The sequence below is a fragment of the Candidatus Dechloromonas phosphoritropha genome (assembly GCA_016722705.1).
In the GTDB taxonomy this organism is placed as follows: domain Bacteria; phylum Pseudomonadota; class Gammaproteobacteria; order Burkholderiales; family Rhodocyclaceae; genus Azonexus; species Azonexus phosphoritrophus.
Genome location: JADKGN010000004.1, coordinates 2,655,603 through 2,679,722 on the forward strand (window position 1 = coordinate 2,655,603; position 24,120 = coordinate 2,679,722).

24 protein-coding genes are annotated in these 24,120 nt (G+C 61.7%); 18 read left to right on the forward strand and 6 right to left on the reverse strand.

The features are described 5' to 3' along the window. Positions 1-23 precede the first annotated feature (23 nt). The 18 genes from leuC to IPP03_18735 all read left to right on the forward strand — a co-directional run bounded on the left by leuC (position 24) and on the right by IPP03_18735 (position 19,427). Positions 24-1,430, forward strand: a complete 1,407-nt coding sequence (gene leuC / locus IPP03_18650; protein MBL0354570.1) for a 3-isopropylmalate dehydratase large subunit — start codon at positions 24-26, stop codon at positions 1,428-1,430. Between the two features lie 3 nt (positions 1,431-1,433). After that, positions 1,434-1,658: an entericidin EcnAB gene (locus tag IPP03_18655; protein MBL0354571.1), complete on the forward strand. Its 225-nt coding sequence runs from the start codon at positions 1,434-1,436 to the stop codon at positions 1,656-1,658. Then, positions 1,659-2,297, forward strand: coding sequence for a 3-isopropylmalate dehydratase small subunit (gene leuD, locus IPP03_18660; protein MBL0354572.1), 639 nt, complete (start codon positions 1,659-1,661; stop codon positions 2,295-2,297). 12 nt (positions 2,298-2,309) lie between these two features. Beyond that, positions 2,310-3,365: a 3-isopropylmalate dehydrogenase gene (gene leuB, locus IPP03_18665; protein ID MBL0354573.1), complete on the forward strand. Its 1,056-nt coding sequence runs from the start codon at positions 2,310-2,312 to the stop codon at positions 3,363-3,365. A gap of 52 nt (positions 3,366-3,417) precedes the next feature. Next, positions 3,418-4,551: an aspartate-semialdehyde dehydrogenase gene (gene asd, locus IPP03_18670; GenBank protein ID MBL0354574.1), complete on the forward strand. Its 1,134-nt coding sequence runs from the start codon at positions 3,418-3,420 to the stop codon at positions 4,549-4,551. A 151-nt stretch (positions 4,552-4,702) separates the two neighbouring features. Next, the gene (locus IPP03_18675) at positions 4,703-7,693 is read left to right on the forward strand and encodes a tetratricopeptide repeat protein (GenBank protein ID MBL0354575.1); all 2,991 of its coding nucleotides are present in this window, start codon (positions 4,703-4,705) and stop codon (positions 7,691-7,693) included. A gap of 64 nt (positions 7,694-7,757) precedes the next feature. Next, complete coding sequence (locus tag IPP03_18680; GenBank protein MBL0354576.1) at positions 7,758-8,345, forward strand: hypothetical protein; 588 nt, start codon at positions 7,758-7,760, stop codon at positions 8,343-8,345. A 10-nt stretch (positions 8,346-8,355) separates the two neighbouring features. Beyond that, positions 8,356-9,147, forward strand: a complete 792-nt coding sequence (gene truA, locus IPP03_18685) for a tRNA pseudouridine(38-40) synthase TruA (protein MBL0354577.1) — start codon at positions 8,356-8,358, stop codon at positions 9,145-9,147. After that, a complete protein-coding gene (locus tag IPP03_18690) occupies positions 9,144-9,770 on the forward strand; it encodes a phosphoribosylanthranilate isomerase (protein ID MBL0354578.1) in 627 nt (208 codons plus the stop codon). Before truA ends, IPP03_18690 begins: the two co-directional genes overlap by 4 nt. Further along, positions 9,757-10,956 carry a tryptophan synthase subunit beta gene (gene trpB / locus IPP03_18695; protein MBL0354579.1) on the forward strand — a complete coding sequence of 400 codons (1,200 nt, stop codon included), beginning with the start codon at positions 9,757-9,759 and terminating at the stop codon, positions 10,954-10,956. The genes IPP03_18690 and trpB overlap by 14 nt, the downstream gene beginning before the upstream one ends. Continuing rightward, positions 10,956-11,762, forward strand: coding sequence for a tryptophan synthase subunit alpha (locus IPP03_18700; protein ID MBL0354580.1), 807 nt, complete (start codon positions 10,956-10,958; stop codon positions 11,760-11,762). Before trpB ends, IPP03_18700 begins: the two co-directional genes overlap by 1 nt. Beyond that, positions 11,759-12,628, forward strand: a complete 870-nt coding sequence (locus tag IPP03_18705) for an acetyl-CoA carboxylase carboxyltransferase subunit beta (protein ID MBL0354581.1) — start codon at positions 11,759-11,761, stop codon at positions 12,626-12,628. The genes IPP03_18700 and IPP03_18705 overlap by 4 nt, the downstream gene beginning before the upstream one ends. A gap of 119 nt (positions 12,629-12,747) precedes the next feature. Then, positions 12,748-14,049 (forward strand): bifunctional tetrahydrofolate synthase/dihydrofolate synthase, encoded by a 1,302-nt coding sequence (gene folC, locus IPP03_18710; GenBank protein ID MBL0354582.1) that lies wholly within the window; start codon positions 12,748-12,750, stop codon positions 14,047-14,049. A gap of 2 nt (positions 14,050-14,051) precedes the next feature. After that, the gene (locus tag IPP03_18715) at positions 14,052-14,864 is read left to right on the forward strand and encodes an SPOR domain-containing protein (GenBank protein ID MBL0354583.1); all 813 of its coding nucleotides are present in this window, start codon (positions 14,052-14,054) and stop codon (positions 14,862-14,864) included. After that, entirely contained in the window at positions 14,864-15,355 is a 492-nt protein-coding gene (locus IPP03_18720) for a CvpA family protein (GenBank protein MBL0354584.1), read from the forward strand. The genes IPP03_18715 and IPP03_18720 overlap by 1 nt, the downstream gene beginning before the upstream one ends. Positions 15,356-15,367: 12 nt before the next feature. Continuing rightward, a complete protein-coding gene (purF, locus tag IPP03_18725; GenBank protein MBL0354585.1) occupies positions 15,368-16,930 on the forward strand; it encodes an amidophosphoribosyltransferase in 1,563 nt (520 codons plus the stop codon). Beyond that, positions 16,930-18,111: an O-succinylhomoserine sulfhydrylase gene (locus IPP03_18730; GenBank protein ID MBL0354586.1), complete on the forward strand. Its 1,182-nt coding sequence runs from the start codon at positions 16,930-16,932 to the stop codon at positions 18,109-18,111. The genes purF and IPP03_18730 overlap by 1 nt, the downstream gene beginning before the upstream one ends. Positions 18,112-18,155: 44 nt before the next feature. After that, the gene (locus tag IPP03_18735; GenBank protein MBL0354587.1) at positions 18,156-19,427 is read left to right on the forward strand and encodes a DEAD/DEAH box helicase; all 1,272 of its coding nucleotides are present in this window, start codon (positions 18,156-18,158) and stop codon (positions 19,425-19,427) included. A gap of 409 nt (positions 19,428-19,836) precedes the next feature. On the opposite strand, the gene ureG is transcribed toward IPP03_18735, so the two are convergent. The 6 genes from ureG to IPP03_18765 are packed head-to-tail and all read right to left on the reverse strand — an operon-like array spanning position 19,837 to position 24,110. Beyond that, positions 19,837-20,445, reverse strand: a complete 609-nt coding sequence (gene ureG, locus IPP03_18740) for an urease accessory protein UreG (protein MBL0354588.1) — start codon at positions 20,443-20,445, stop codon at positions 19,837-19,839. Between the two features lie 3 nt (positions 20,446-20,448). Then, entirely contained in the window at positions 20,449-21,135 is a 687-nt protein-coding gene (locus IPP03_18745) for an urease accessory protein UreF (GenBank protein MBL0354589.1), read from the reverse strand. 5 nt (positions 21,136-21,140) lie between these two features. Next, a complete protein-coding gene (locus IPP03_18750) occupies positions 21,141-21,566 on the reverse strand; it encodes a VOC family protein (protein ID MBL0354590.1) in 426 nt (141 codons plus the stop codon). Next, entirely contained in the window at positions 21,563-22,099 is a 537-nt protein-coding gene (gene ureE, locus IPP03_18755) for an urease accessory protein UreE (protein ID MBL0354591.1), read from the reverse strand. The genes IPP03_18750 and ureE overlap by 4 nt, the downstream gene beginning before the upstream one ends. Before the next feature lie 2 nt (positions 22,100-22,101). Beyond that, on the reverse strand, positions 22,102-23,808 hold the full coding sequence (ureC, locus tag IPP03_18760; GenBank protein ID MBL0354592.1) for an urease subunit alpha: 1,707 nt from the start codon (positions 23,806-23,808) through the stop codon (positions 22,102-22,104). Beyond that, entirely contained in the window at positions 23,805-24,110 is a 306-nt protein-coding gene (locus IPP03_18765) for an urease subunit beta (protein MBL0354593.1), read from the reverse strand. The genes ureC and IPP03_18765 overlap by 4 nt, the downstream gene beginning before the upstream one ends. Positions 24,111-24,120: the final 10 nt, after the last annotated feature.

Genomic DNA, 24,120 nt, shown 5'->3' on the forward strand with positions numbered 1-24,120 from the left:
TTACGGGCCCTTTTGACGCGTTCATGGTGAAGACACTTTACGACAAGCTCTGGGAAAACCATGTAGTCCATGTGGAACCCGACGGCACAGCGCTTCTTTATATCGACCGTCACCTGGTGCATGAAGTGACCAGTCCGCAGGCTTTTGAAGGACTGAAGCTGGCCGGACGCAAACCGTGGCGAATCTCATCAATCGTCGCCACCGCCGATCACAACACGCCGACGGACCATTGGGACGAAGGGATCAAGGATCCGGTCTCCCGCCAGCAGGTTGAAACGCTCGACGCCAATATCCGCGAAGTCGGGGCGCTGGCCTATTTCCCGTTCAGGGACCCGAAGCAGGGCATCGTCCATGTCGTTGGTCCGGAGATCGGCGCGACCTTGCCGGGCATGACCGTCGTCTGCGGCGATTCGCATACGTCGACGCATGGTGCGTTTGCCTGTCTGGCGCACGGCATCGGCACCTCGGAAGTCGAGCACGTGCTGGCCACCCAGTGCCTGCTGCAGAAAAAATCGAAAACGATGCTGATCGCTGTCGAGGGCAAACTCGGCAAGGGCGTTACCGCCAAGGATGTGGCACTGGTCATCATTGGCACCATTGGCACGGCGGGCGGCACCGGCTATGCCATCGAATTTGGTGGCAGCGCCATTCGTGGCCTGTCGATGGAAGCGCGCATGACCCTGTGCAACATGGCCATCGAAGGCGGTGCGCGGATGGGCTTTGTTGCGGTCGACGACAAAACCATCAATTATTTGAAGGGCCGTCCGTTTTCGCCGAAGGGTGAAACCTGGGACAAGGCGGTGGCTTACTGGCGTACCCTGCATGCCGATACCGGCGCGCAGTACGATCGCGTTGTGACGCTGAAGGCAGAAGACATTCGGCCGCAGGTGACCTGGGGCACCTCGCCGGAAATGGTCGTCGCCATCGATGCCGTCGTTCCCGATCCGGCCAGGCAGGCTGATCCGGTCAAGCGCGAAGGCATGGAACGCGCCCTGCAATACATGGGCCTCAATCCCAACACACCAATTCAAAAGATCGCCGTGGACAAGGTCTTCATCGGTTCCTGCACTAATTCGCGCATCGAGGACTTGCGCGAAGCGGCTTCGGTGCTCAAGGGGCGTCGTATTGCCGCCAACATAAAGCTGGCGCTGGCGGTGCCGGGTTCCGGTCTGGTCAAGCGCCAGGCCGAGGCCGAGGGGCTGGACAAGGTATTTCTCGCGGCCGGTTTCGAGTGGCGCGAGCCGGGTTGTTCGATGTGTCTGGCCATGAATGCCGACCGCCTTGAACCGGGTGAGCGTTGTGCCTCAACCTCCAACCGGAATTTCGAGGGTCGTCAGGGTCCGGGTGGCCGGACGCATCTGGTCAGTCCGGCGATGGCGGCGGCGGCGGCTATCGCCGGGCGCTTTGCCGACGTCCGCGACATCCTGTAAGCGATGGAAGGCAGACGTTCGTTGGCGACCGGATTGCTGGCCGTGGCACTTGCCGCCTGCAATACCGCCCAGGGGCTCAAGAAGGACGTCGCGATCGGCGCCGAGAAGACCGGCGAAGCGCTGCAAAAAAGTGGCGAGGCTGTTGGCAACGCGTTGAACAAGACGGGTGATGCCGTCGGCGGTGCTTTCAAGAAGAGCGGCGAAGCTGTGCAGAAGAAGGTGGAATAAATGGAAAAGTTTGTTCGTCTCGAAGGTCTGGTGGCACCGCTCGACCGTAGCAACGTCGATACCGACGCCATCATTCCGAAACAGTTCCTGAAATCGATCAAGCGTTCCGGCTTCGGTCCGAACGCCTTCGACGAATGGCGTTATCTGGATGTTGGCGAGCCTGGGCGGGATAATTCCGGACGCCCGAAGAATCCGAATTTCGTGCTCAACCAGGCACGCTATCAGGGCGCGCAGATCTTGTTGACGCGTGCCAATTTCGGTTGCGGCAGCTCGCGCGAACACGCGCCGTGGGCGCTGCTTGATTTCGGTTTCAAGGCGATCATCGCCGAATCGTTCGCCGACATCTTTTTCAACAACTGCTACAAGAATGGCATCGTGCCGATCGTGCTGCCCGCCGCCGAAGTCGAGGCGCTGTTCAGGCAGGTCGAAGCGACGCCGGGCTACAAGCTGGTGGTCGATCTGCCGGCGCAGGCGGTGATCCGCCCCGATGGCTACGGTATTCCCTTCCAGGTCGATACCTTCCGCAAGGAGTGCCTGATCAATGGTTGGGACGACATCGGCCTGACTCTGCGCCATGCCGGGAAAATCCGGGAATTCGAAGAGAAGCGACGGACCAGCCAGCCGTGGTTGTTCGCCTGACAAGGAAAAGCGATGAAGATTTGTGTCTTACCGGGCGATGGCATCGGTCCGGAAATTACTGCAGAAGCAGTGCGTGTTCTCAATGCGCTCGATCTCAAGTTTGAAATGGAAGAGGCGCTGCTCGGTGGTGGCGCGGTCGACGCGACCGGGAGCCCGTATCCCGAAGCGACCCAAAAGCTGGCGCGCGCCGCCGATGCCGTGCTGCTCGGCGCCGTTGGTGGCCCGCAATGGGATGGTCTACCCCGTGAGCAGCGTCCGGAGCGCGGTCTGCTTGGTATTCGCAAGGATCTGAACCTGTTCGCCAACCTGCGCCCGGCCATCCTGTATCCCGAACTGGCGAACGCCTCGACGCTGAAGCCGGAAGTCGTTGCCGGGTTGGATATCCTGATCGTCCGCGAACTGACCGGCGACATTTACTTCGGTCAGCCGCGCGGCGTGCGCGAGGAAAATGGCGAGCGCGTTGGCTTCAACACGATGGTCTATAGCGAGTCGGAAATCCGCCGCATTGGCCATGTCGCCTTCCGGGCCGCACAAATGCGCAACAAAAAGCTGTGCTCGGTCGACAAGATGAACGTGCTCGAATGCACCCAGCTCTGGCGTGATGTGATAATCGAGGTGGCGCATGACTACCCGGATGTCGCGCTCAGCCACATGCTGGTCGACAACGCGGCGATGCAACTGGTCAAGGCGCCAAAGCAGTTCGACGTGATGGTCACCGGCAACATGTTTGGCGACATCCTGTCCGATGAAGCCTCGATGCTGACTGGTTCGATCGGCATGCTGCCTTCCGCTTCACTCGATGACAAAAACAAGGGTCTTTACGAGCCATCACACGGTTCGGCACCCGATATCGCCGGGCAGGGCGTGGCCAATCCGCTGGCCACGATTTTGTCGGTGGCGATGATGCTGCGTTATACCTTCGGGCTGGAATCTGAAGCACTTCGTGTCGAAAGTGCGGTCAAAAAGGTGCTTGCGCAGGGTTATCGCACAGGCGATATCTACGAGCGCGGCATGATTCGGGTTGGCACAAAGGAAATGGGCGACGCCGTGCTGGCGGTGCTGGCGTAAACCGAACGGCCGGTTTGAGCGTTAAATACAGGTTATATTTGGAGAGCAAGTCATGAAGAAGGTTGGTCTGGTTGGTTGGCGTGGCATGGTGGGTTCCGTGCTGATGCAGCGCATGGTTGAGGAGGGCGATTTCGCCCATATCGATCCGCTCTATTTCTCCACTTCCGCCGCCGGCGGCAAGGCGCCGGCGTTTGGCGGCAAGGAAGCTCCGCTGCCTCTGCAGGATGCTGCTGCGGTCGACATGCTAAAACAGTGCGAAATCATCATCACCTGTCAGGGCGGCGACTACACCAAGGAAGTCTTCCCCAAGCTGCGCGCTGCCGGCTGGAATGGCCACTGGATTGATGCCGCCTCGGCACTGCGCATGACCGATGACGCCGTGATCATTCTTGATCCGGTTAATATGCACGTGATCAAGGATTCGCTGGCCAAGGGCGGCAAGAACTGGATCGGCGGCAACTGCACCGTTTCGCTGATGCTCATGGGTCTCGGTGGTCTCTTCCAGAACGACATGATCGAATGGGCTACCTCGATGACCTACCAGGCCGCCTCCGGTGCCGGTGCGGAAAATATGCGCGAACTGATTGCGCAGATGGGCGCCATCCATTCATCGGTTGCCGATCTGCTCGCCGATCCGGCCTCGGCCATTCTTGACATCGACCGCAAGGTGGCCGAAACCATCCGTTCGGATACCTTCCCGAAGAAGAACTTCCGCAACACGCCGCTCGCCGGTTCGCTGATTCCCTGGATCGACGTACCGGTCGAAGGCGGACAGTCCAAGGAAGAGTGGAAGGGCGGTGCGGAAACCAACAAGATTCTCGGACGTCCGGCCTTCGGTAGTCCGGGCTCAATCCCGATTGACGGTCTGTGTGTGCGGATAGGCGCCATGCGCTGCCACAGCCAGGCTTTGACCATCAAATTGAAGAAGGACCTGCCGCTCGACGAAGTCAGCGACATGCTGGCCCAGGCCAACCCGTGGGCCAAGGTCGTGCCGAACGATCGCGAGATCTCCGAGCGTGAACTGACGCCGGCTGCCGTCACCGGCAGGCTGACGGTACCGGTCGGTCGCTTACACAAGATGGCGATGGGTCCGGAATATCTGGCTGCCTTCACCTGCGGCGACCAGTTGCTGTGGGGGGCCGCCGAGCCGCTGCGCCGCATGCTGCGGATCCTGCTCGACGCCTGATGCTTCAGGATTTGACCAATACCGGGGTAACTGCCCCGGTTTTTATGTTGGAAATATGCCCAAAGCCGCTGTTTGGATCCGGGATTAGCTTGCATTGCTAATTGCATGATGTTAACTTCAAAGTCCATATTTTGACGCTCAGGGTGGTGGCGTGACCGATACAATCCGGAAAAACTTCAAGAGACGTGCTGCGGTCGTCGCGGTGGCTTCCTGTCTTTCATTCGCACCGTGGTTGGCGGAAGCTGCCAGCCTCGGCAAGATTACCGTTCTCTCCGGCCTTGGGCAGCCATTACGTGCCGAGATCGAGATCAGTGCGTCGCGCACCGAACTGGCTGGCATGACAGCCAGGCTTGCTGATCAAAAGACATTCCGCGAGGCGGGTATCGACTATTCCTCGAACCTGCACGATCTGCGATTTGCCATAGGGAAGCGCGGCAATGGCGCCCCGGTAGTCAAGGTCAGTTCCGGAAATCCGGTGAATGAACCCTTCCTGAACTTTCTCGTCGAGCTCAATTGGCCATCCGGGCCGTTTGTTCGCGAATATACCTTCCTTCTCGATCCACCCGAGATTGCGGCACGGGCCGCGGGACGTCCGGCAACCGCAGATGGGCGAGTGGTTGAAACGGTTCGTGGCAGTGGCGCGGCACCGGCCGCTGCACCTGTTCCGGAGACGGCCAGGTCCACCCCGGCGCCACGTGCCGTGGCGGAGCCCAAGAAATCTGACGAGTCGGGGTCGCGGGTCGTCAAGCCCGGTGACACGCTGCGCAAGATTGCCGGCGAAACAAAATACGAGGATGTATCGCTGGAGCAGATGTTGGTCGGCTTATTCAGGAATAATCCGGCGGCTTTTTACGGCGACAACATGAACCGCCTCAAGGCGGGAGCCATACTGAACATTCCGGACCGTGCTGCCGTTGCCGCGGAGCCCCGGGCTGAAGCAATGAGGTTATATCAGGCGCAGGCGGCGGACTGGAACAGTTACCGCCAGAAGATGGCCTCGCTGGCCGCCCAGGGACAACCTGCACAGGATGCAGTAACGCAGACCGCTGCTGGCAAGATTGCGGCCAGCATTGCCGAGAAGCCATCGGCCGTCGACCAGGCCAAGGACCAAGTCAAGATTTCCAGTACCGAAATAGCTTCGAAGGGTATTGCCGGCGGTAAGGCGACGGGCGCGGCCGAAGCCGATCTGATAGCCAAGGACAGGTCACTCAAGGAGGCGCAGGAAAGGCTGGTGCTGCTCGAGAAGAATGTCAGCGAACTGCAGAAACTGGTGGACATGAAGACTCAGCAGTTGGCGGAACTGCAGGAAAGGGCTTCGGGTAAGAAAGAAGAGGTGAAGCCGGCGGTGCCTGTCGAAGCGCCAAAGCCGGCTGAACCTGCGCCCACAGCTCCGGTTGCAGAGGCGCCGAAGCCGTCGGAACTGCCCAGGGCGGCGGAGGAAGCAAAGCCGGTCGAGCCGCCCAAGGTAGTGGAAGACGCGAAGCCGGCCGAGCCGCCCAAGGCAGCGGAAGTCAAACCCCAGGAGCAACCCGCCAAGCAGGCGGTGGCGCCGGCACCCGGCTTCCTGGAGCAGTTCGATACCCTGCCCTTGATCGGTGGTGGCGGCATTCTCGCACTGCTGGCTGGCTATTTCCTGCTCCGGCGGCGACGCAGCGAGCCCGAGCCTGAATTCACTGCCGCGGTTCCGGGCCCATCGAGTCTCGGGCCGAATTCCGTGTTCCGGATGACCGGCGGCCAGAGCGTCGATACCGGTAACGTGCCTCTGGAAACGCGTGATTTCAGCATGACCGGTCCTAACACGATCGACACCGATGAAGTCGATCCGGTTGCCGAGGCTGATGTGTATATGGCATATGGCCGGGATGCGCAGGCTGAGGAGATACTGATCGAGGCCTTGCGCAAGGATCCGCACCGGACCGCCATCCACGCCAAACTGCTTGAGATCTACGCCAACCGCAAGAGCGTGAAGCAATTCGATACGCTGGCCAGCGAGCTATATGCCCAGACCGGTGGTGCCGGGCCTGAATGGGAAAAGGTGGCAGCTCTGGGCGCCGGGCTCGATCCTGAGAACCCATTGTATGCCGCTGCCCGAGACGCTGCACCGGCCAAATCTGGGGGGGCGACTGCCTTCGCAACTCCATCCGTTTTTGACGCGACATCCACAGTGCTGCTTCCCGGCGCGCTTGGCCTGATGGTGGCCGGTCTGCCTGATCTCGCCGATACCGGTCCGGAGGTGTCCACCTCAGGCAATGCAAATGCTGCTGGCGCCAGCGCGGACGCTGCTGCAGAGGGTAGTCTTGACTCGACGAACGTTGCCGGCGATCTCGGCGCACTCGATTTCGAACTGGGTGAGATGGAGCAGATAGCCGTGGCTGCCGCGCCCGCTGCGGAACCTGTGGCCGACGTTCCCCTGCCGGAACTGGAAGCGCTCGACTTCGATCTCGGGTCATTACCGGAAGACTCTCTCTCCGAGACTGAGGTGAATCCAGGTTTTGCCCTCGCAGAAACCTTGGTGATGGATACCGGTGCTGCCGCTGACGATCTTTCGGAAACCTTCACCGGACTTGAAGCGCAGGCAGACTTTTCGGAGAGCATGTTCGAGTCCGGCACTGGGCTCCTTGATTTCGACTTGGGTGACACCACGGCCGAAACCCGGATCATGGTGAATCCGGCCATCTTGGATGATGGCTCGAGCAATGACATGGGTAATGATACAGTTGTCAATCCGATCGACATGCAGGAATCCGGCAAGGATGCTCTTTCGGTTATCGATGGAATGGCTGGCATGTCTGTTGATTTCGCATCGGAAGATACGGAGTTCGACATCAACCTGAGTGAGTCGGTCTTCCTCGGAAGGCCGATGCCGGTCCCCGAGTTCGACCTGACCTCGATCAACCTTGATCTGGCGGCGAATCCTTACGAGGAAACAGAGGTCGTCGGCGTGTCCGATGGCTTTGATAACGGCAAGGCACGCGGTGATCAGGGGGGCGAGGATGTGGCTACCAAACTCGCGCTGGCCAGAGCATATGAGGAAATGGGCGACCACGATCAGGCGCGCGAACTGCTCGAGGAAGTGATTTCCGAAGGAGGGGGCGATCTGGCCGTACAGGCTCGACAGATCCTCGGTCGCCTGAACGCTTGAAATCCCGCTTTGCCAACCGCGCATGGCCCCCGCGAGGGGCCATGTGCATTTTGGAGCCGTATCCTTGCATCCTGCCGCAGCCTTGCTGGCCTGCCTGACGGCGATCGTTGTCATCCAGTTCCTTGGCTGGCCTGGCCTCGCGTTGGCTTTTCCCGTAGTGATGCTGACGGCGCGGGAATCACTTTCTAGATGGCCTTATTTGCTGCGGCGCATGCGCTGGTTACTTATGAGTGTCTGGTTGATACTAGCCTACGGCACATCCGGCGACGCCATTTTCAATGTTGCCTGGCTGCCGACCCATGAAGGTCTCTGGGAGGCGACGCTGCATGTCGCGCGCCTGGGGTTGATGCTGGGCTGCCTTGCCTGGCTGTTTTCGTCGCTCGGTCATCAGGGTTTGCTGGCTGCGCTGCATCCTCTGGCGCGCCTGGGTATCACCAGCGAGCGCCTCGTCGTGCGCCTCGCGCTGGTCATGCAGAACCTGCAGACCGAATTGCCGAAGGGAGCATGGCGCGACATGCTGGACGGCGGTAATGCGGTGTATGGTGGCGGACCCGAAACCTTGCAGGTGGCGACGGTGTCATGGCGTACGCTCGACTATGTCACCTGCCTTGCCGTTCTCGGCTTCTCGTGTTTCCTGATTGTGCTGGGGTGAACAGGTGACGATCCAGAGGATCGCCCTCGGCGTCGAGTATTGCGGCACCCCGTTTCACGGCTGGCAAAGTCAGGCGGGCGGCGCGACTGTCCAGGATGCGCTGCAGGCTGCGTTGTGCAAGATTGCCGATGAACCGCTCGCGGTGATCTGTGCCGGACGAACCGATGCCGGAGTTCATGCGACGCATCAGGTCGTGCATTTCGAATGCAGCGTCAAGCGTCCGCTATCGGCCTGGGTGCGTGGCATCAATTCACACCTGCCGGATGGCGTCGCGGTATGCTGGGCGCAGCCGGTCGACGCCGAATTTCATGCCCGTTTCAGCGCGCGCGGCCGGCGCTACCGCTACCTGCTGCTTAATCGTCCGCAGCGCCCGGGTTTGTGGCAGGGGCGGGTTGGCTGGTTCCACCTTCCGTTGGCGCTCGATCCGATGCGCGAGGCGGCGCAAAAATTGATCGGCGAGCATGATTTCTCTGCTTTCCGAGCAGCGGGTTGCCAGGCGAAGACGCCAGTCAAGGCGATGTGGCGGGCCGACATCCGGCAACGCGGCAGTTTGCTCATCTTCGATTTCGAGGCCAGCGCCTTCCTGCATCACATGGTGCGCAATCTGGTCGGCACCCTGGTCCAGATCGGCAAGGGGGCACAGGCGCCGAGCTGGGTCGACGACTTATTGCTGGCGAAGGATCGCAAGCTGGCAGCGCCGACTTTTTCGCCCGCCGGCCTGTATTTCCGTGGGCCGATTTATGAGCCGCACTGGGGATTGCCGGGCCCGGCCGACGATTTCCTGGATGGAGTATTCGCTTGAAAACGTGTATCAAGATTTGCGGACTGACCCGCGAGGAAGATGTCGACGCTGCGGTAGCCGCCGGTGTCGATGCGCTTGGTTTTGTCTTTTATCCGTCCAGCCCGCGTTATGTGTCGCCGCAGCGGGCAGCCGAGTTGGCACAGCGGATTCCTCCCTTTGTCGATGTCGTCGGCCTGTTCGTCAATGAGTCGCCGGAAGCCGTGCATGCTGTGTGCGCGGCGCTACCGATCAGCCTCCTGCAGTTTCATGGCGACGAGGACGCGACGTATTGTCGTCAGTTTGCCCGCCCCTATCTGCGTGCGGCACGAGTGAGGCCGGGGCTCGATCTGGTAGAATTCGCCCGCGCGTTTCCCGATGCCCGCGGTTTGTTGTTGGATGCGTTTGTCGACGGCTACGGGGGTGGTGGAGACGTCTTCGACTGGACGCTGATTCCGCCGGACCTGCCCGGATTTTTGGTGCTTTCCGGCGGGTTGACCGCAACGAACGTCGGTGAGGCCATGCGCCGCGTGCGGCCGGTGGCAGTTGATGTTTCGTCCGGAGTGGAAATGGGCAAGGGCATCAAGGATCACTCGAAAATTGCCGCTTTTGTGGCGGCTGTACGGAAAGCTGATGAATCACTATAACTTCCCCGACGCCAAGGGTCATTTCGGTCCTTATGGTGGTGTCTTCGTGGCCGAGACACTCTTCGCGGCGCTCGATGAGCTTAAGGTGGCCTATGCCGAAGCGCAGGCCGATCCGGCATTCCGTGCCGAATACGAATACGAACTGAAGCACTTCGTCGGCCGTCCGTCGCCGATCTATCACGCCCAGCGCTGGTCGCAAATCCTCGGTGGCGCGCAGATCTACCTGAAGCGCGAAGACCTCAATCATACCGGTGCCCACAAGGTGAACAACTGCATCGGCCAGGCCATGCTCGCCAGGCGCATGAGCAAGCCGCGCGTCATCGCCGAAACCGGCGCCGGCCAGCACGGCGTCGCCACGGCCACGGTGGCGGCTCGCTACGGCATGGAATGCATCGTTTACATGGGCAGCGAGGACATCAAGCGTCAGGCCGCCAACGTTTATCGGATGAAGCTGCTCGGTGCGACGGTAGTGCCGGTCGAAAGTGGCTCGAAAACCTTGAAGGATGCGCTCAACGAGGCAATGCGCGACTGGGTGACCAACATCCACAACACCTTCTACATCATCGGCACGGTCGCCGGGCCGCACCCGTATCCGATGTTGGTGCGCGACTTCCAGAAGATCATCGGCGAGGAGTGCCTCGTGCAGATGCCGGAAATGACCGGCCGCCAGCCAGATGCGGTGATCGCCTGCGTCGGCGGCGGTTCCAACGCAATGGGTATTTTCTACCCGTACATCGACCTGCCGGACGTGCGCTTGATCGGTGTCGAAGCAGCCGGCGAGGGTGTCGAGACCGGACATCACGCTGCTTCGCTGATCGCCGGCGTTCCCGGTGTCCTGCATGGCAACCGCACCTACCTGCTGCAGGATGAGAACGGTCAGATTATCGAGACGCATTCGATTTCCGCCGGCCTCGACTATCCCGGCGTCGGCCCGGAACACGCCTGGCTGAAGGACATCGGGCGCGCCGAGTACGTGCCGATCAAGGATGGCGAAGCACTGGAAGCATTCCATACGCTGTGCCGGATCGAAGGTATCATCCCGGCGCTCGAATCGAGTCACGCGCTGGCCTATGCTGCGAAGCTGGCGCCGACGCTGGGCAAAGACAAGATTCTGCTGGTCAACCTCTCCGGCCGAGGTGACAAGGACATGCATACCGTGGCCGAAAAATCAGGAATAGTTTTCTGATGTCGCGCATCAAATCCGTTTTTGAACGCCTGAATGGCGAAGGTCGCAAGGCGCTGATTCCGTTTATCACCGCCGGCGATCCGGATGCTGCCCTGACGCTGTCGCTGATGCATGTGCTGGTCGAGGCCGGCGCCGATGTCATCGAGCTTGGCGTGCCGTTTTCCGACCCGATGGCCGACGGCCCGACTATCCAGCGCGCCTCCGAACGGGCGCTAGCCAAGGGCATGACGCTGCGCAAGGTGCTGCAATTGGTCATCGATTTTCGCCAGGATGATGCCATGACGCCGGTAGTGCTGATGGGCTATGCCAACCCGATCGAGGCAATGGGCCTGGAAAAATTTGCGGCGGCTGCCGCGCAGGCCGGTATAGATGGCGTATTGGTCGTCGATTACCCGCCGGAAGAGGCGGCCACCTTCGGCGCCGCGATGAAGGCGCACGGCATGGATCCGATTTTCCTGCTGGCGCCGACGTCAACCGTAGCGCGCATCGAGCGGGTGGCCGAGGTCGCCAGCGGCTATGTCTATTACGTTTCGCTGGCCGGCGTGACCGGTTCCGGCGCTCTGAATGTCGATGCGGTGGCCGAACGGCTGCCGCTGATCCGGGAAAAGACTGGCCTGCCGGTCGGCGTCGGTTTCGGTATCCGTGACGCGGCGACTGCGGCACGTATCGCCGGCATCGCCGATGCGGTGGTGGTCGGCAGCCGGATCATCGAGGAAATCGAGAAATCAACGGCGGAAACCGCCTGTGCCAATGTAAAAGCGCTGGTCGCGGATATCCGTCGCGGTGTCGATGAGGTGGAAAAATGAGTTGGCTCAACAAACTCCTGCCCCCCAAGATCAAGCGTCAGGAGGGCATCCAGCGCCGCGGCACGCTGCCCGAAGGCCTGTGGAGCAAGTGCCCGTCTTGCGAGGCCGTGCTCTATGCCACCGATCTGGAAAAGAATCTCCAGGTTTGTCCCAAGTGCGGCCACCACAATCGCCTGAATGCCAGAAAACGCCTCAATCTCTTGCTCGACGCCGAGGGCCGGAGCGAAATCGGGGCCGAGGTGGTTCCGGTCGACACGCTGAAATTCAGGGATTCCAAACGCTATCCCGATCGCTTGATGGAGGCCAGTGAGGCTTCCGGCGAGAGCGATTCGCTGGTCTGTCTGCAGGGGACGATCAAGACCATCCCGGTGGTTGCGGCGGCGTTCGAGTTCAACTTCATGGGCGGTTCGATGGGCTCGGTGCTCGGCGAACGCTTCGTACGCGGCGTCAATACGGCCGTTGAACAGGGTATGCCCTTCATCTGCGTCAGCGCATCGGGTGGCGCGCGCATGCAGGAAGGTCTCTTTTCGCTGATGCAGATGGCCAAGACGACGGCGGCGCTGACCCGCCTCGCGCAGGCTGGACAGCCCTTCATCTCGATTCTGACCGACCCGACCATGGGCGGGGTCTCGGCGTCGTTCGCCTTTGTCGGCGATATTGTCATTGCCGAGCCCAAGGCGCTGATCGGCTTTGCCGGACCGCGCGTCATCGAGCAGACTGTGCGCGAAACCCTGCCCGAGGGCTTCCAGCGTTCGGAATTCCTGCTCCAGAAGGGCGCCATCGACATGATCGTCGACCGGCGCCAGTTACGCGACCAGGTCGCCCGCGTGCTGGCGCTGCTGAAAAGACTGCCGGTGGCGGCTTGAGAAGCGTTTGATGCGGATTCCGCTGATGGACGTTGATCGATTCCTCCGGTCCGGGACATTCCGGCGCCGAGGTCTGTACGCACCAATCCGCGTATTCGGCATCAAGAGATATTTCCCAAGTGCCGAACGTTCTTGACGACTGGCTGGTTTACCTCGAGAGTCTGCGCCCTGGGGGGCAGGCAGGAATTGAGTTGGGCCTCGAGCGCATCGACCAGGTCAAGGAGGCGCTGGGCCAGAGCCAGCACTGTCCGGTAATCATGGTCGGCGGGACCAACGGCAAAGGCTCGACCTGCGCCTATCTGGAGAACATCATCGCTCGCGCCGGCTACAATGTCGGCTGTTACACCTCGCCACACCTGCTGGCCTACAACGAGCGGGTGCGCGTGAATGGCCAGGAGTCAAGCGACGCGGCGCTGTGCGCCGCCTTTGCCCGCGTGGAAATGGCTCGGCAAGAAGCCGGCAATGTCGCGCTGACCTATTTCGAGTTCGGCACGTTGGCTGCGTGGGAGGTCTTTGCCGCCGCCGGGGTCGAGGCGGCGATCCTCGAGGTTGGCCTCGGTGGCCGACTCGATGCCGTCAACGCTTACGAACCCGATGTTTCCATCGTCACCACGGTTGCGCTCGACCATACCGAGTGGCTGGGGACGGACCGCGCGAGCATCGGTTTCGAGAAGGCTGGCATCTACCGGGCGGGCAAGCCGGCCTTGTGCGCCGACGCGAACCCGCCGCAGAGCCTCCTCGATCATGCGGCATCCATCGGCGCCGACCTGCGTCTTGTCGGCCGCGACTTCGGTTTCGAGCGTGACCCGGAGAATCGCCTGCAATGGCGCTGGTGGTGCAGATCCGGTGACAAACTGCTGAAGCGTTCCCTAGCCTATCCCGGCCTGCGCGGGGTGACCCAGCTACACAACGCCGCCGTCGCCCTGGCGGCGCTGGATGCTCTGGGCGACCGCCTGCCGGTGACCATGCAGGCGATCCGCCCGGGATTGATCTCAACCGAACTTCCCGGGCGCTTCCAGGTGATTCCGGGCAAGCCGGCGATCGTCCTCGACGTCGCTCACAACCCGCAGGCGATTGGAGTTCTCGCCGACAATCTCTCGAGCATGGGCTTCTTCGATCGCACCCATGCGGTGGTCGGCATGCTCGGCGACAAGGATATCCGGGGCGCGCTCCAGCCGCTCAGGAACAAGATCGATTTCTGGCACGCGGCGACGCTGGAGGGGCCGCGCGGCACTCCGGCGGAGTCGCTGGCGGCAATCATTACCGCTGCACGACTGGGCGGCGAGATTATCTGCCATGGCTCGCCGCGGGCTGCCATGCAGGCGGCCAGGGGACAAGCCGCCGAAAGTGATAGAATCGTCGCTTTCGGATCCTTCTTAACGGTGGCCGGAGCGCTAAAAGCGCTGCGTGCGAAACCCTAATCATGGAAGACAACGACACTCAGTCTCAATTAAAGAAGGTCGCCCGCCGCCGGCTGGTCGGCGCGATCGTCTTTGCCTCGGTGGTTGCCGTGGTTCTGCCCATGGTGATGGATCACGAACCGCAGCAGGCGGTCCGGGATGTTGAAATCCGCATACCGGGGCAGGACGAAAAGCCGTTTGCGCCGAAGTTCGCCGTGACTCCGGTTGAGAAGCCTGATGCGAAGCCGGCCGAGCAGGCCGTCGAGAGCAAGTCACCGACACCTGGCGAGAAGGGCTCTGACGAAACCGTGGCGGCGAAACCTGGTGGCAAGCCGTCCGTGGTCGCCAAGGACAAGCCCGAGGAAAATGCCGCCGGGAGTCCGCCTGACAAGGCGCCGGAAAAAGCGCCGGCGAAGACCGAGAAACCGGTTCCAAAGCCGGAAAAGCCTGCGGAAAAGCCTGCGGAAAAGCCGGCCCGCAAGCCCGAGAAGACTTCCGAGAAGACCCCGGAGAAACATGCTGCCACGGAATCGTCGGCGGAAGCCAGGCGGGCGGCGGCTATCCTCGCCGGGCAAAGCGCACCACCGGTTGCGGCGCCAGCCAAGTCAGGTGAATTTGTGATCCTGATCGGTGCCTTTGCCAACGAGGACAACGTCAAGACTCTCCGGAGCAAGATCTCCGAGAAAGGCGTCAAGAGCTACGTCGAACCGCTCGATACGCCGGGAGGCAAGAAGACCCGAGTTCGGGCAGGACCGTTCGCCAGCCGCGAAGCAGCCGAACAGGCGCTCGAAAGAATGAAGCAGGTCGGCGTTTCGGGCGTGATCTCAGGTAAGTGATGGCAGTTTTCGACTATGTGGTGATAGGTATCGTGGCCATCTCACTGTTGCTTGGATTATGGCGGGGCGTGGTGAGTGAAATGATGGCACTGGCAGCCTGGGTGTTGGCCTTCATGGCCGCGCTGGAATTCGGGGCGCAGAGCGGACAAATGGTATTTGGCGGGATCGCCGATCCGGCGGTGCGCGCCCTTGCCGGTTGTGCGCTGGTCTTCATCGGGGTGCTGGTGGCCATGTCGCTGGTGCGCCTGGCGGTACGCAGCATGGTCAATGCGTTGGGACTGAGTCTCTCGGATCGCCTGTTGGGCATGTTTTTTGGCCTGGCGCGCGGCGTTCTGTTGGTCATGATCCTGGTCGCTGTGGGTGGCATGACCGCGGCACCGCGGCAGATCTGGTGGAAGCAGGCGACGCTGGCGCTACCGCTGCAAACGGCCGTGCTGGCGGCGAGGCCCTGGATGCCAGACGATCTGGCAAAGCGAATTCGGTTCAGTTAGGCGGATAGGACTATGTGCGGGATTCTCGGTGTGGTGGCGACATCGTCAGTCAACCAACTGCTTTACGATGGCCTGATGGTCCTGCAGCATCGCGGCCAGGATGCAGCCGGGATTGCCACGGCGGAAGGCAATACGTTCAACCTGCACAAGGGGCCGGGGCTGGTCCGTGACGTCTTCCGGACCCGCAACATGCGTGCCTTGCTCGGCAACTGGGGGATCGGCCATGTGCGGTATCCGACCGCCGGTTCAGCCTTTAACTTTGCCGAGGCGCAACCTTTTTACGTCAATTCGCCGTTCGGTATTGTCCTTGGCCATAATGGCAACCTCACCAACGCCGAACAGTTGAAGGTCGAGATGTTCCGTCTCGACCGCCGTCATATCAACACCAATTCCGATTCCGAAGTCCTGCTCAACGTGCTGGCGCACGAACTGCAGTCGTCGGCCCATGGCTACGAACTCTATCCGGAAAGCATTTTTCAGGCCGTCGCTGGCGTTCATCGCCGCTGCCGGGGCGCCTATGCCGTGGTTGCGCTGATCGCCGGCTACGGCCTGCTCGCCTTCCGGGATCCGTTCGGCATCCGCCCCCTGGTCTACGGGAAGAAAGAGACGGAAGCCGGTACCGAGTACCTGGTTGCCTCGGAATCGGTCGCCCTCGACACGCTGGGATTCGAGACGGTTCGCGATATCGAACCGGGTGAGGCGGTGTTCATCGATCTCAACCACCAGTTCCACAGCATGCAGTGCGCGCAGCAGCCGACCTATGCACCGTGCATTTTTGAATACGTCTATCTGGCACGACCCGATTCGGTCATCGACGGCGTCTCGGTATACGAAGCGCGTCTGGCGATGGGCGAATTCCTGGCCGAAAAGGTCCGGAAGTCCATCCCGGTGGCCGAGATCGACGTGGTTATTCCCATTCCGGACTCGAGTCGCCCGTCTGCCATGCAACTGGCTCAGACGCTGGGCATTCCATTCCGCGAAGGTTTCGTCAAGAACCGCTACGTTGGTCGCACCTTCATCATGCCTGGCCAGTCGATGCGCAGGAAATCGGTGCGCCAGAAGCTCAACACCGTGGGACAGGAATTCAAGGGCAAGCGTGTGCTGCTCGTTGATGACTCCATCGTGCGCGGCACAACCAGTCGCGAGATCGTTGAAATGGCCCGCGCCGCCGGGGCGGTGAAGGTCTACTTCGCGTCGGCGGCGCCGCCCGTGCGCTTCCCCAATGTTTACGGCATCGACATGCCGACGCGCGCCGAACTGATCGCCACCGGCCGTACCGAAGACGGCATTGCCCGCGAGATCGGCGCCGATGCGCTGGTTTATCAGGATATCGGAGCGCTCAAGCAGTCGGTGACAAGCATTCGCTCCGACCTGACGGATTTCGATGCTTCCTGCTTCGACGGTTGCTATATCACCGGCGATGTCGACGAATACTACCTCGATGCCGTCGAAGGCAATCGTGCCAGGAAGTTGGGTGACCACGAAGACGACAGTGATGGCGATAGCGACAGCGAGGGCGACGGCCAGTCCGCCCAGCAACTCGTTTTGCAGCTGGCATCGGCAGGCCGGGACTGATGCCGGACGCGCCGAACTACCGGCAGGCAACACTGGCCGTTCGTATTGGCCAGGAACGCAGCCAGTTTGGCGAGCATTCCGAGGCGCTCTACCTGACCTCCAGCTTCGTCTTCAAGGATGCGGCCCAGGCGGCCAGGCGTTTTTCCGGCGAGGAGAGCGGGAACGTCTACGCTCGCTTTTCCAATCCGACCGTCACCACGTTCGAACAGCGTCTGGCGGTGCTCGAGGGTGCGGAAGATTGCATCGCCACGGCGAGCGGCATGTCGGCGATCATGGCCACCGTGCTGGCGCATCTGAAAAATGGCGATCACATCGTTGCGTCTACCAGCTTGTTCGGAGCAACCGTCCAGCTCTTTTCGAACATCATGCCGCGCACCGGAATCACGACAAGCTTCGTCGCGCAGACCGACCCGGCGGCCTGGGCAGCGGCGATCCGCCCGGAAACGAAGCTGTTCTTCCTCGAAACGCCGTCGAATCCGTTGACCGAAATTGCCGATATTCGGGCGTTGACCGCAACAGCCCATGCCCACGGCATTCTGGTCGCCGTCGACAACTGTTTTTGCACGCCGATCCTGCAGCGGCCGCTCGAACTCGGCGCCGATCTGGTCATTCATTCGGCGACCAAGTTTCTCGACGGTCAGGGCCGCGTCCTCGGCGGCGCGGTGTGCGGTCCGCGGAAGCTGACCGAAGAGGTTTTCAAGTACCTGCGCACGGCCGGGCCGACGCTCTCCGCCTTCAACGCCTGGGTCCTCCTCAAGGGTCTGGAAACCCTGAAGTTGCGCGTCGAGGCGCAATCGGCCAACGCGCTGCAACTCGCCACCTGGCTGGAAGCGCACCCCAAGGTGGCGCGCGTCTTCTACCCCGGCCTGCCGTCGCATCCGCAACATGCGCTGGCACAAGCGCAGCAGAAGTCCGGCGGCGCCATTGTCGCCTTCGAGGTGAAGGGCGTCCGCGAGCAGGCCTGGCGGGTTGTCGATAACTGCCGGCTGCTCTCGATCACCGCCAACCTGGGCGACACCAAGACCACCATTACCCATCCCGCCTCCACCACGCATGGCCGCATCACTCCCGAAGCCCGGGCCGCGGCTGGCATCACGGAAGGGTTGCTGCGCATCGCGGTCGGCCTCGAAGCGGTGGAGGATCTTCAGGCCGATCTTGAACGCGGCCTCTCTCTGATCTGATTCAAACGCGGTCGCCGGTTCTGCCGGCGCTGCCTGGAGTTTCCATGTTATTCACCGAACTCGGCCTCAAGGCCGAACTCCTGCGCGCCATCGGCGAGCAGGGTTACGACACGCCCACGCCTATCCAGCAGAAGGCGATTCCCGCCGTGATGACCGGCCACGACCTGATGGCCACGGCGCAAACCGGCACCGGCAAGACCGCCGGCTTCACGCTGCCAATCCTGCATCGCCTGGCCAGTGGCCCCAGTACCCGCACCTCGAAGCGACCGCGCGTGCTGGTTCTGGTTCCGACCCGCGAACTGGCGATCCAGGTCGAGGAAAGCGTGCGCACCTACGGCAAGCACCTGCCGATCAATTCGCTGGCCGTCTTCGGCGGTGTCGGCATCAACCCGCAGATCGCCAGCCTGCGCCGCGGCATCGATATCCTGGTCGCCACGCCGGGCCGCCTGCTCGACCACGTCCAGCAGCGCACGGTCGACCTCGGCGCGATCGAAATTCTGGTGCTCGACGAAGCTGACCGCATGCTCGACATGGGCTTCATCCGCGACATTCGCAAGATCATCGCGCTGCTCCCGAAACAACGGCAGAACCTGATGTTCTCCGCCACCTTCTCGCCGGACATCCGCGAACTGGCTGGCGGCCTGCTGCATGAGCCGGTGTCGGTCGATGTCGCGGCGCGTAACACGGCGGCCGAGACGGTCAGCCAGCGCGTCATTACGACCAACCGCGAGCAGAAGAAAGACCTGCTGCTGCATCTGTTTGAAACGCGCGGCCTGCATCAGGTGCTGATCTTCACCCGGACCAAGCACGGCGCCGATGCGCTGTCGCGTCACCTGGAAAAAGCCGGCATCAAGTCGGCCGCGCTGCACGGCAACAAGTCGCAGGGCGCGCGCACCCGCGCGCTCGGCGACTTCAAGGACGGCAAGCTGGTGGCGCTGGTCGCGACCGACATCGCGGCGCGTGGGCTCGACATCGATTCGCTTCCTTATGTCATCAATTACGAGATTCCCAACATCGCCGAGGACTACGTGCATCGCATCGGCCGCACCGGCCGTGCCGGCATGGAAGGCGAGGCGATCTCGCTGGTCAGTCACGACGAACGCGCCTTCATGCGCGACATCGAGAAGCTGATCAAGCGCACGCTAGAACACGAGGAAATCGCCGGCTTCGAGCCGACCGCCCATGCCGCGCCGCGCCCGGTGCCGCCGCCGCGTGGTCCGCGCATGCCGCAAATGCCGAGCAAGCCACAAGTCCGGAATTCGAGCCAAAAGCCGAGTGGACCGCAACTGCATCGCAGCGGCGGCCGACACCGCTAGCCGCGTTGCCTTCAGAGACAGGCATTTCCTGGTCAAGCTCGTTGCGGTCGAAGGTTTTGGGGAAAGATGGAGATTGTCCGGGTTCGGCCAAGACCGGCCATACGGCGGTTCGCCTGAGCGGTCATAGAAGGGGCAGCTCTAATCGGATACCTGCCGGACAGGCTATGCGACCAACTCCACCTTTGTTAAAATTCGGCAGATTGCATCTATCAGACAGCAATGCGTGGAATTGCTGCCCATTAGCGTAATTGAGCGACGAGCTGCAGCCTTTGATTTGGCAATAACGGGCAAACGACATAATTCGGTCCGAAGGTGGCGTATGACAACGTGGGGATCTCGTTTCCATTTCACTGTTGATGATGGAGAAGTTGCGCAACTTATCCCATCCAAATTTCGAATCGACGAAGATTCAAGTCAGCATTCCTTTCTCACGGATAAATTCAATAACGGTATTCAGCCCATGACCAGTTTTTAGGTTGGTAAACACGAAGGGGCGCTCGCCGCGCTGGGCCTTTGCATCGGTTGCCATCACGTCTAGCGAGGCGCCGACCATGGGAGCTAGGTCAATCTTGTTGATGACCAGCAGATCGGACTTGGTAATGCCTGGGCCACCTTTGCGCGGGATTTTCTCGCCGGCGGCGACGTCAATCACGTAGATGGTCAGGTCGGAAAGCTCGGGCGAGAAGGTGGCGGCCAGGTTGTCGCCGCCCGATTCCACCAGAATCATCTCGATATCCGGAAAGGCCCGCTGCAACCGATCGATGGCTTCCAGATTGATCGAGGCGTCTTCGCGGATGGCGGTGTGTGGGCAACCGCCAGTTTCGACACCAATAATGCGTTCGGGTGCCAGTGCAGAGTGGTTGACCAGAAACTTGGCGTCCTCGGCGGTGTAGATGTCGTTGGTGACGACAGCCATGTCGACTTGCTCGCGCAGTGACCGGCAGAGGGCGAGCGTGAGGGCGGTTTTGCCGGATCCGACAGGGCCACCGATACCTACTCTGAGGGCTTGTTTACTCATAATTTACGATCTGAAAAGGCGTGAATATTGGGTTTCGTGGCGGGCGCAGGCGATGGCGAAGGCCGGCGTAAAGTTGGACCACAGCTTTTTTGGGCGATTTTTGGCGTTGACCGCAACAGCCGGAATATTGCCACCCAGATTTGCCAGCAGGCGCTGTCCCGCTGCCTGACCGAGCGGCACGGCTTTCAGCGCAGCCATCACCTGATTTTCGGCCCATGACCACAGGTAGGCTGTCAGGGCGGCTTCGGGGTCGATCTGCCAGGCAGCGGCGATGCCGGCCCAGACAGTAGGAAAAGCGACTTCCGGCAGTGCTTCTACGCTGCTTGCAAGCTTGGCCAGCGAGTCGTCGCACAAATCGCGAATCAGGCGGCGCAGGGAAAAACCCATCTGGACCGTTTCGGCACGCAGTTCGGCAGATTCCCTGCTGGCGAGGAATTCCGCATTGAGGTTGGGGATTTCGGCGCTGTCGCCGGCTGACCACGTCGTCATCAGCGCGGCGACCAGTGGCGCCTCGAAGCAGCCGATACCGTGCTGCATCAAATCGGCGATCCAGCGACCCGCCGAGGCCTCGTCGCGGATGACGCCGGATTCGACGGCCCATTCCAGCCCCTGCGAATAGGTATAGGCGCCGACAGGCAAGGCCGGGCTGGCCAGTTGGAGCAGGCGGACGAGTTGCAGGCTGGTGTGCATCGGATTCAGGCCGGTAGTACCACGAAGCCGTGCTCGTCCAGCGAGAAAAAGGGATTGAAGCAGACTTCCCAGAGAAAGCCATCCGGGTCGGCAAAATAGCCGCGAAAGCCGCCCCACGGTGCTTTCTCCCCGGCCAGAACCAGACTTCCGCCAGCCGCGATGGCTTCCTGAATGAGCGTATCGACCTCTGCTTCCGTGGCAACGTTGTGGGCCAGGGAAAAACGAGGAAAACCCGAACCGGTTGGCGACACCTTGGCATCATCGGCCAGGGCATCACGCCCGAATAACGCAAACGCCACACTGCCCGCCTGAAAGAAGGCGACAGCGGCCTCGCTGCCGGAAGACTCCTGCCAGCCAAGGGCGCGATAGAAGCTCCGGCTGCGTTCCAGATCGGCCACGCCGAGAGTGATGAAACTGATGGTCTGTTTCATCGCGGCTTGAACTGGTGGATTTTTGGCACGGAACGGTGCGGGCCGTGGCCGGGGTTGTGCAGGTCGGGCGCCTGATCGTCGGCGTCGCCATGATGGTGATGACCGCCGCCATAGGCACCGGATTCGGGCTGGAAAGGCGCTTCGGTTTCGGCCACCGTGCAGCCGAGGCCTTTGACCATTTCGGCCAGTACATGGTCGGTCTGAAAGCGCAGCTTGCCGCCGTTATCGGTCGGCAGAATTTGCACCGGAACATGGCGGTTGCCAAGGTGGTAGGCGGCGCGTGCGAAGAGCAGTGGGCTGTCGGCCATGGCTTCGATCAGTTTCTCCGGCGCGGCGAGAATTTCGACGATGGCACTGGCGTTCTCTGCCGCCAGCTTGTCACCACCATGCAAGTGGTCGCCGCGCTCGAGGAAGATGCCGGCCTCGGCACCCGAGGCCAGCGTGACCTTCAGGCGACTGCGCTTGCGTTCGTCGTAGGCGAGCGCGACCGAATCTGTAGCGGCCTGAGTGGTACGTTGGTTGAGGATCAACATGCTCAGAACAGGAAGTAACGTTGGGCCAGCGGTAGCTCGGTCGCCGGTTCGCAGACCAGATGCACGCCGTCGGCCTTGACCACGTAGGTTTCCGGATCGACGGTGATTTCCGGCGTGGCATCGTTATGTACCATGTCCGACTTCTGGAGCTTGCGCGTGCCGGAAACGGCGATCAGCGCCTTGCTCAGGCCTAGTGCGACAACCGCCGGGTTCTTGAGCGCCGCCTGTGAAACGAAGGTGACCGAGGTTTTCAGCGCCTTGCCGAAGCTGCCGAACATCGGCCGGTAATTCACCGGCTGCGGCGTCGGGATCGAGGCGTTGGGATCGCCCATCGCGGCAGCGGCGATCATGCCGCCCTTCAAAATCAGGCTCGGTTTGACGCCGAAGAAGGCTGGTTTCCACAGCACCAGGTCGGCGAGCTTCCCGACTTCGATGGAGCCGACGGTGTGCGCGATGCCGTGCGTCAGTGCCGGATTGATGGTGTATTTGGCGATGTAGCGTTTGACGCGGAAATTGTCATGGCGGGCGTTGTCTTCCGGCAGCGTGCCGCGCTGCAGCTTCATCTTGTGCGCCGCCTGCCAAGTTCGGATGATGACTTCGCCGACGCGACCCATGGCCTGCGAATCGGAACTCATCATCGAAAAGACGCCCAGATCGTGCAGGATGTCTTCGGCGGCGATGGTTTCGCGGCGGATGCGCGATTCGGCGAAGGCGATGTCCTCGGCGATGCTCGGGTCGAGGTGGTGGCAAACCATCAGCATATCGAGATGCTCGTCGATGGTATTGACCGTGTAGGGCATGGTCGGGTTGGTCGAGCTGGGCAGGACATTGGGCAGGCCGGCCGCCTTGATGATGTCCGGGGCGTGGCCACCGCCAGCACCTTCGGTATGGAAGGTGTGGATGGTGCGGCCCTTGAAGGCGCCCAGCGTGGCTTCGACGAAGCCCGATTCGTTGAGCGTGTCGGTGTGGATGGCGACCTGGACGTCCATCTCGTCGGCCACCGTCAGGCAGCAGTCGATGGCGGCCGGTGTCGTGCCCCAGTCTTCATGCAGCTTCAGCCCCATGGCGCCGGCTTCAACCTGTTCGCGCAACGCTTCCGGCAGGCTGGCGTTGCCCTTGCCGAGAAAGCCGAGGTTCATCGGGAAAGCCTCGGCCGCTTCGAGCATGCGGTGGATGTGCCACGGGCCGGGCGTGCAGGTCGTGGCAAAGGTGCCGGTCGCCGGGCCGGTGCCGCCGCCGATCATCGTCGTCACGCCGGAATAGAGCGCCTCGTCGATCTGCTGCGGGCAGATGAAATGGATGTGGGCATCGATGCCACCGGCGGTGACAATCATGCCTTCACCGGCAATGACCTCGGTGCCGGGGCCGACGACAATCGTGACGCCGGGCTGGATGTCCGGGTTGCCGGCTTTGCCGATGGCGGCGATACGGCCGTCCTTCAAGCCGATGTCGGCCTTGACGATACCGGTCACCGCGTCGACGATCAATGCATTGGTGATCACGGTATCGACGGTTTCGGCCGAGACACGCTGACCCTGGCCCATGCCGTCGCGGATGACCTTGCCGCCGCCGAATTTCACTTCCTCACCGTAGATCGTGTAGTCCTTCTCGACCCCGATGATCAGCTCCGTATCGGCCAGGCGCAGGCGGTCGCCGGCCGTCGGGCCGAACATTTCGGCATAGGCTTGGCGGGTGATTTTTGTGCTCATAGCGCCCCCTGGATCAAGCCACGGAAACCATAGACCCTGCGCTCGCCTGCCAGTGCCACCAGTTGCACGGTCCGCGTCTGACCCGGCTCGAAGCGCACGGCAGTGCCGGCTGCAATGTCGAGGCGGTAGCCACGCGCCACTTCGCGGTCGAAACTCAGGCCGGCGTTGGTTTCATAAAAATGGTAGTGCGAGCCGACCTGGATCGGGCGGTCGCCAGTATTGGCGACGACCAGCGTGATGGTCGGGCGCCCGGCGTTAAGTTCGAGTTCGCCGGGTTCGGCGAGGAGTTCTCCGGGAATCATGGGGCGCTCC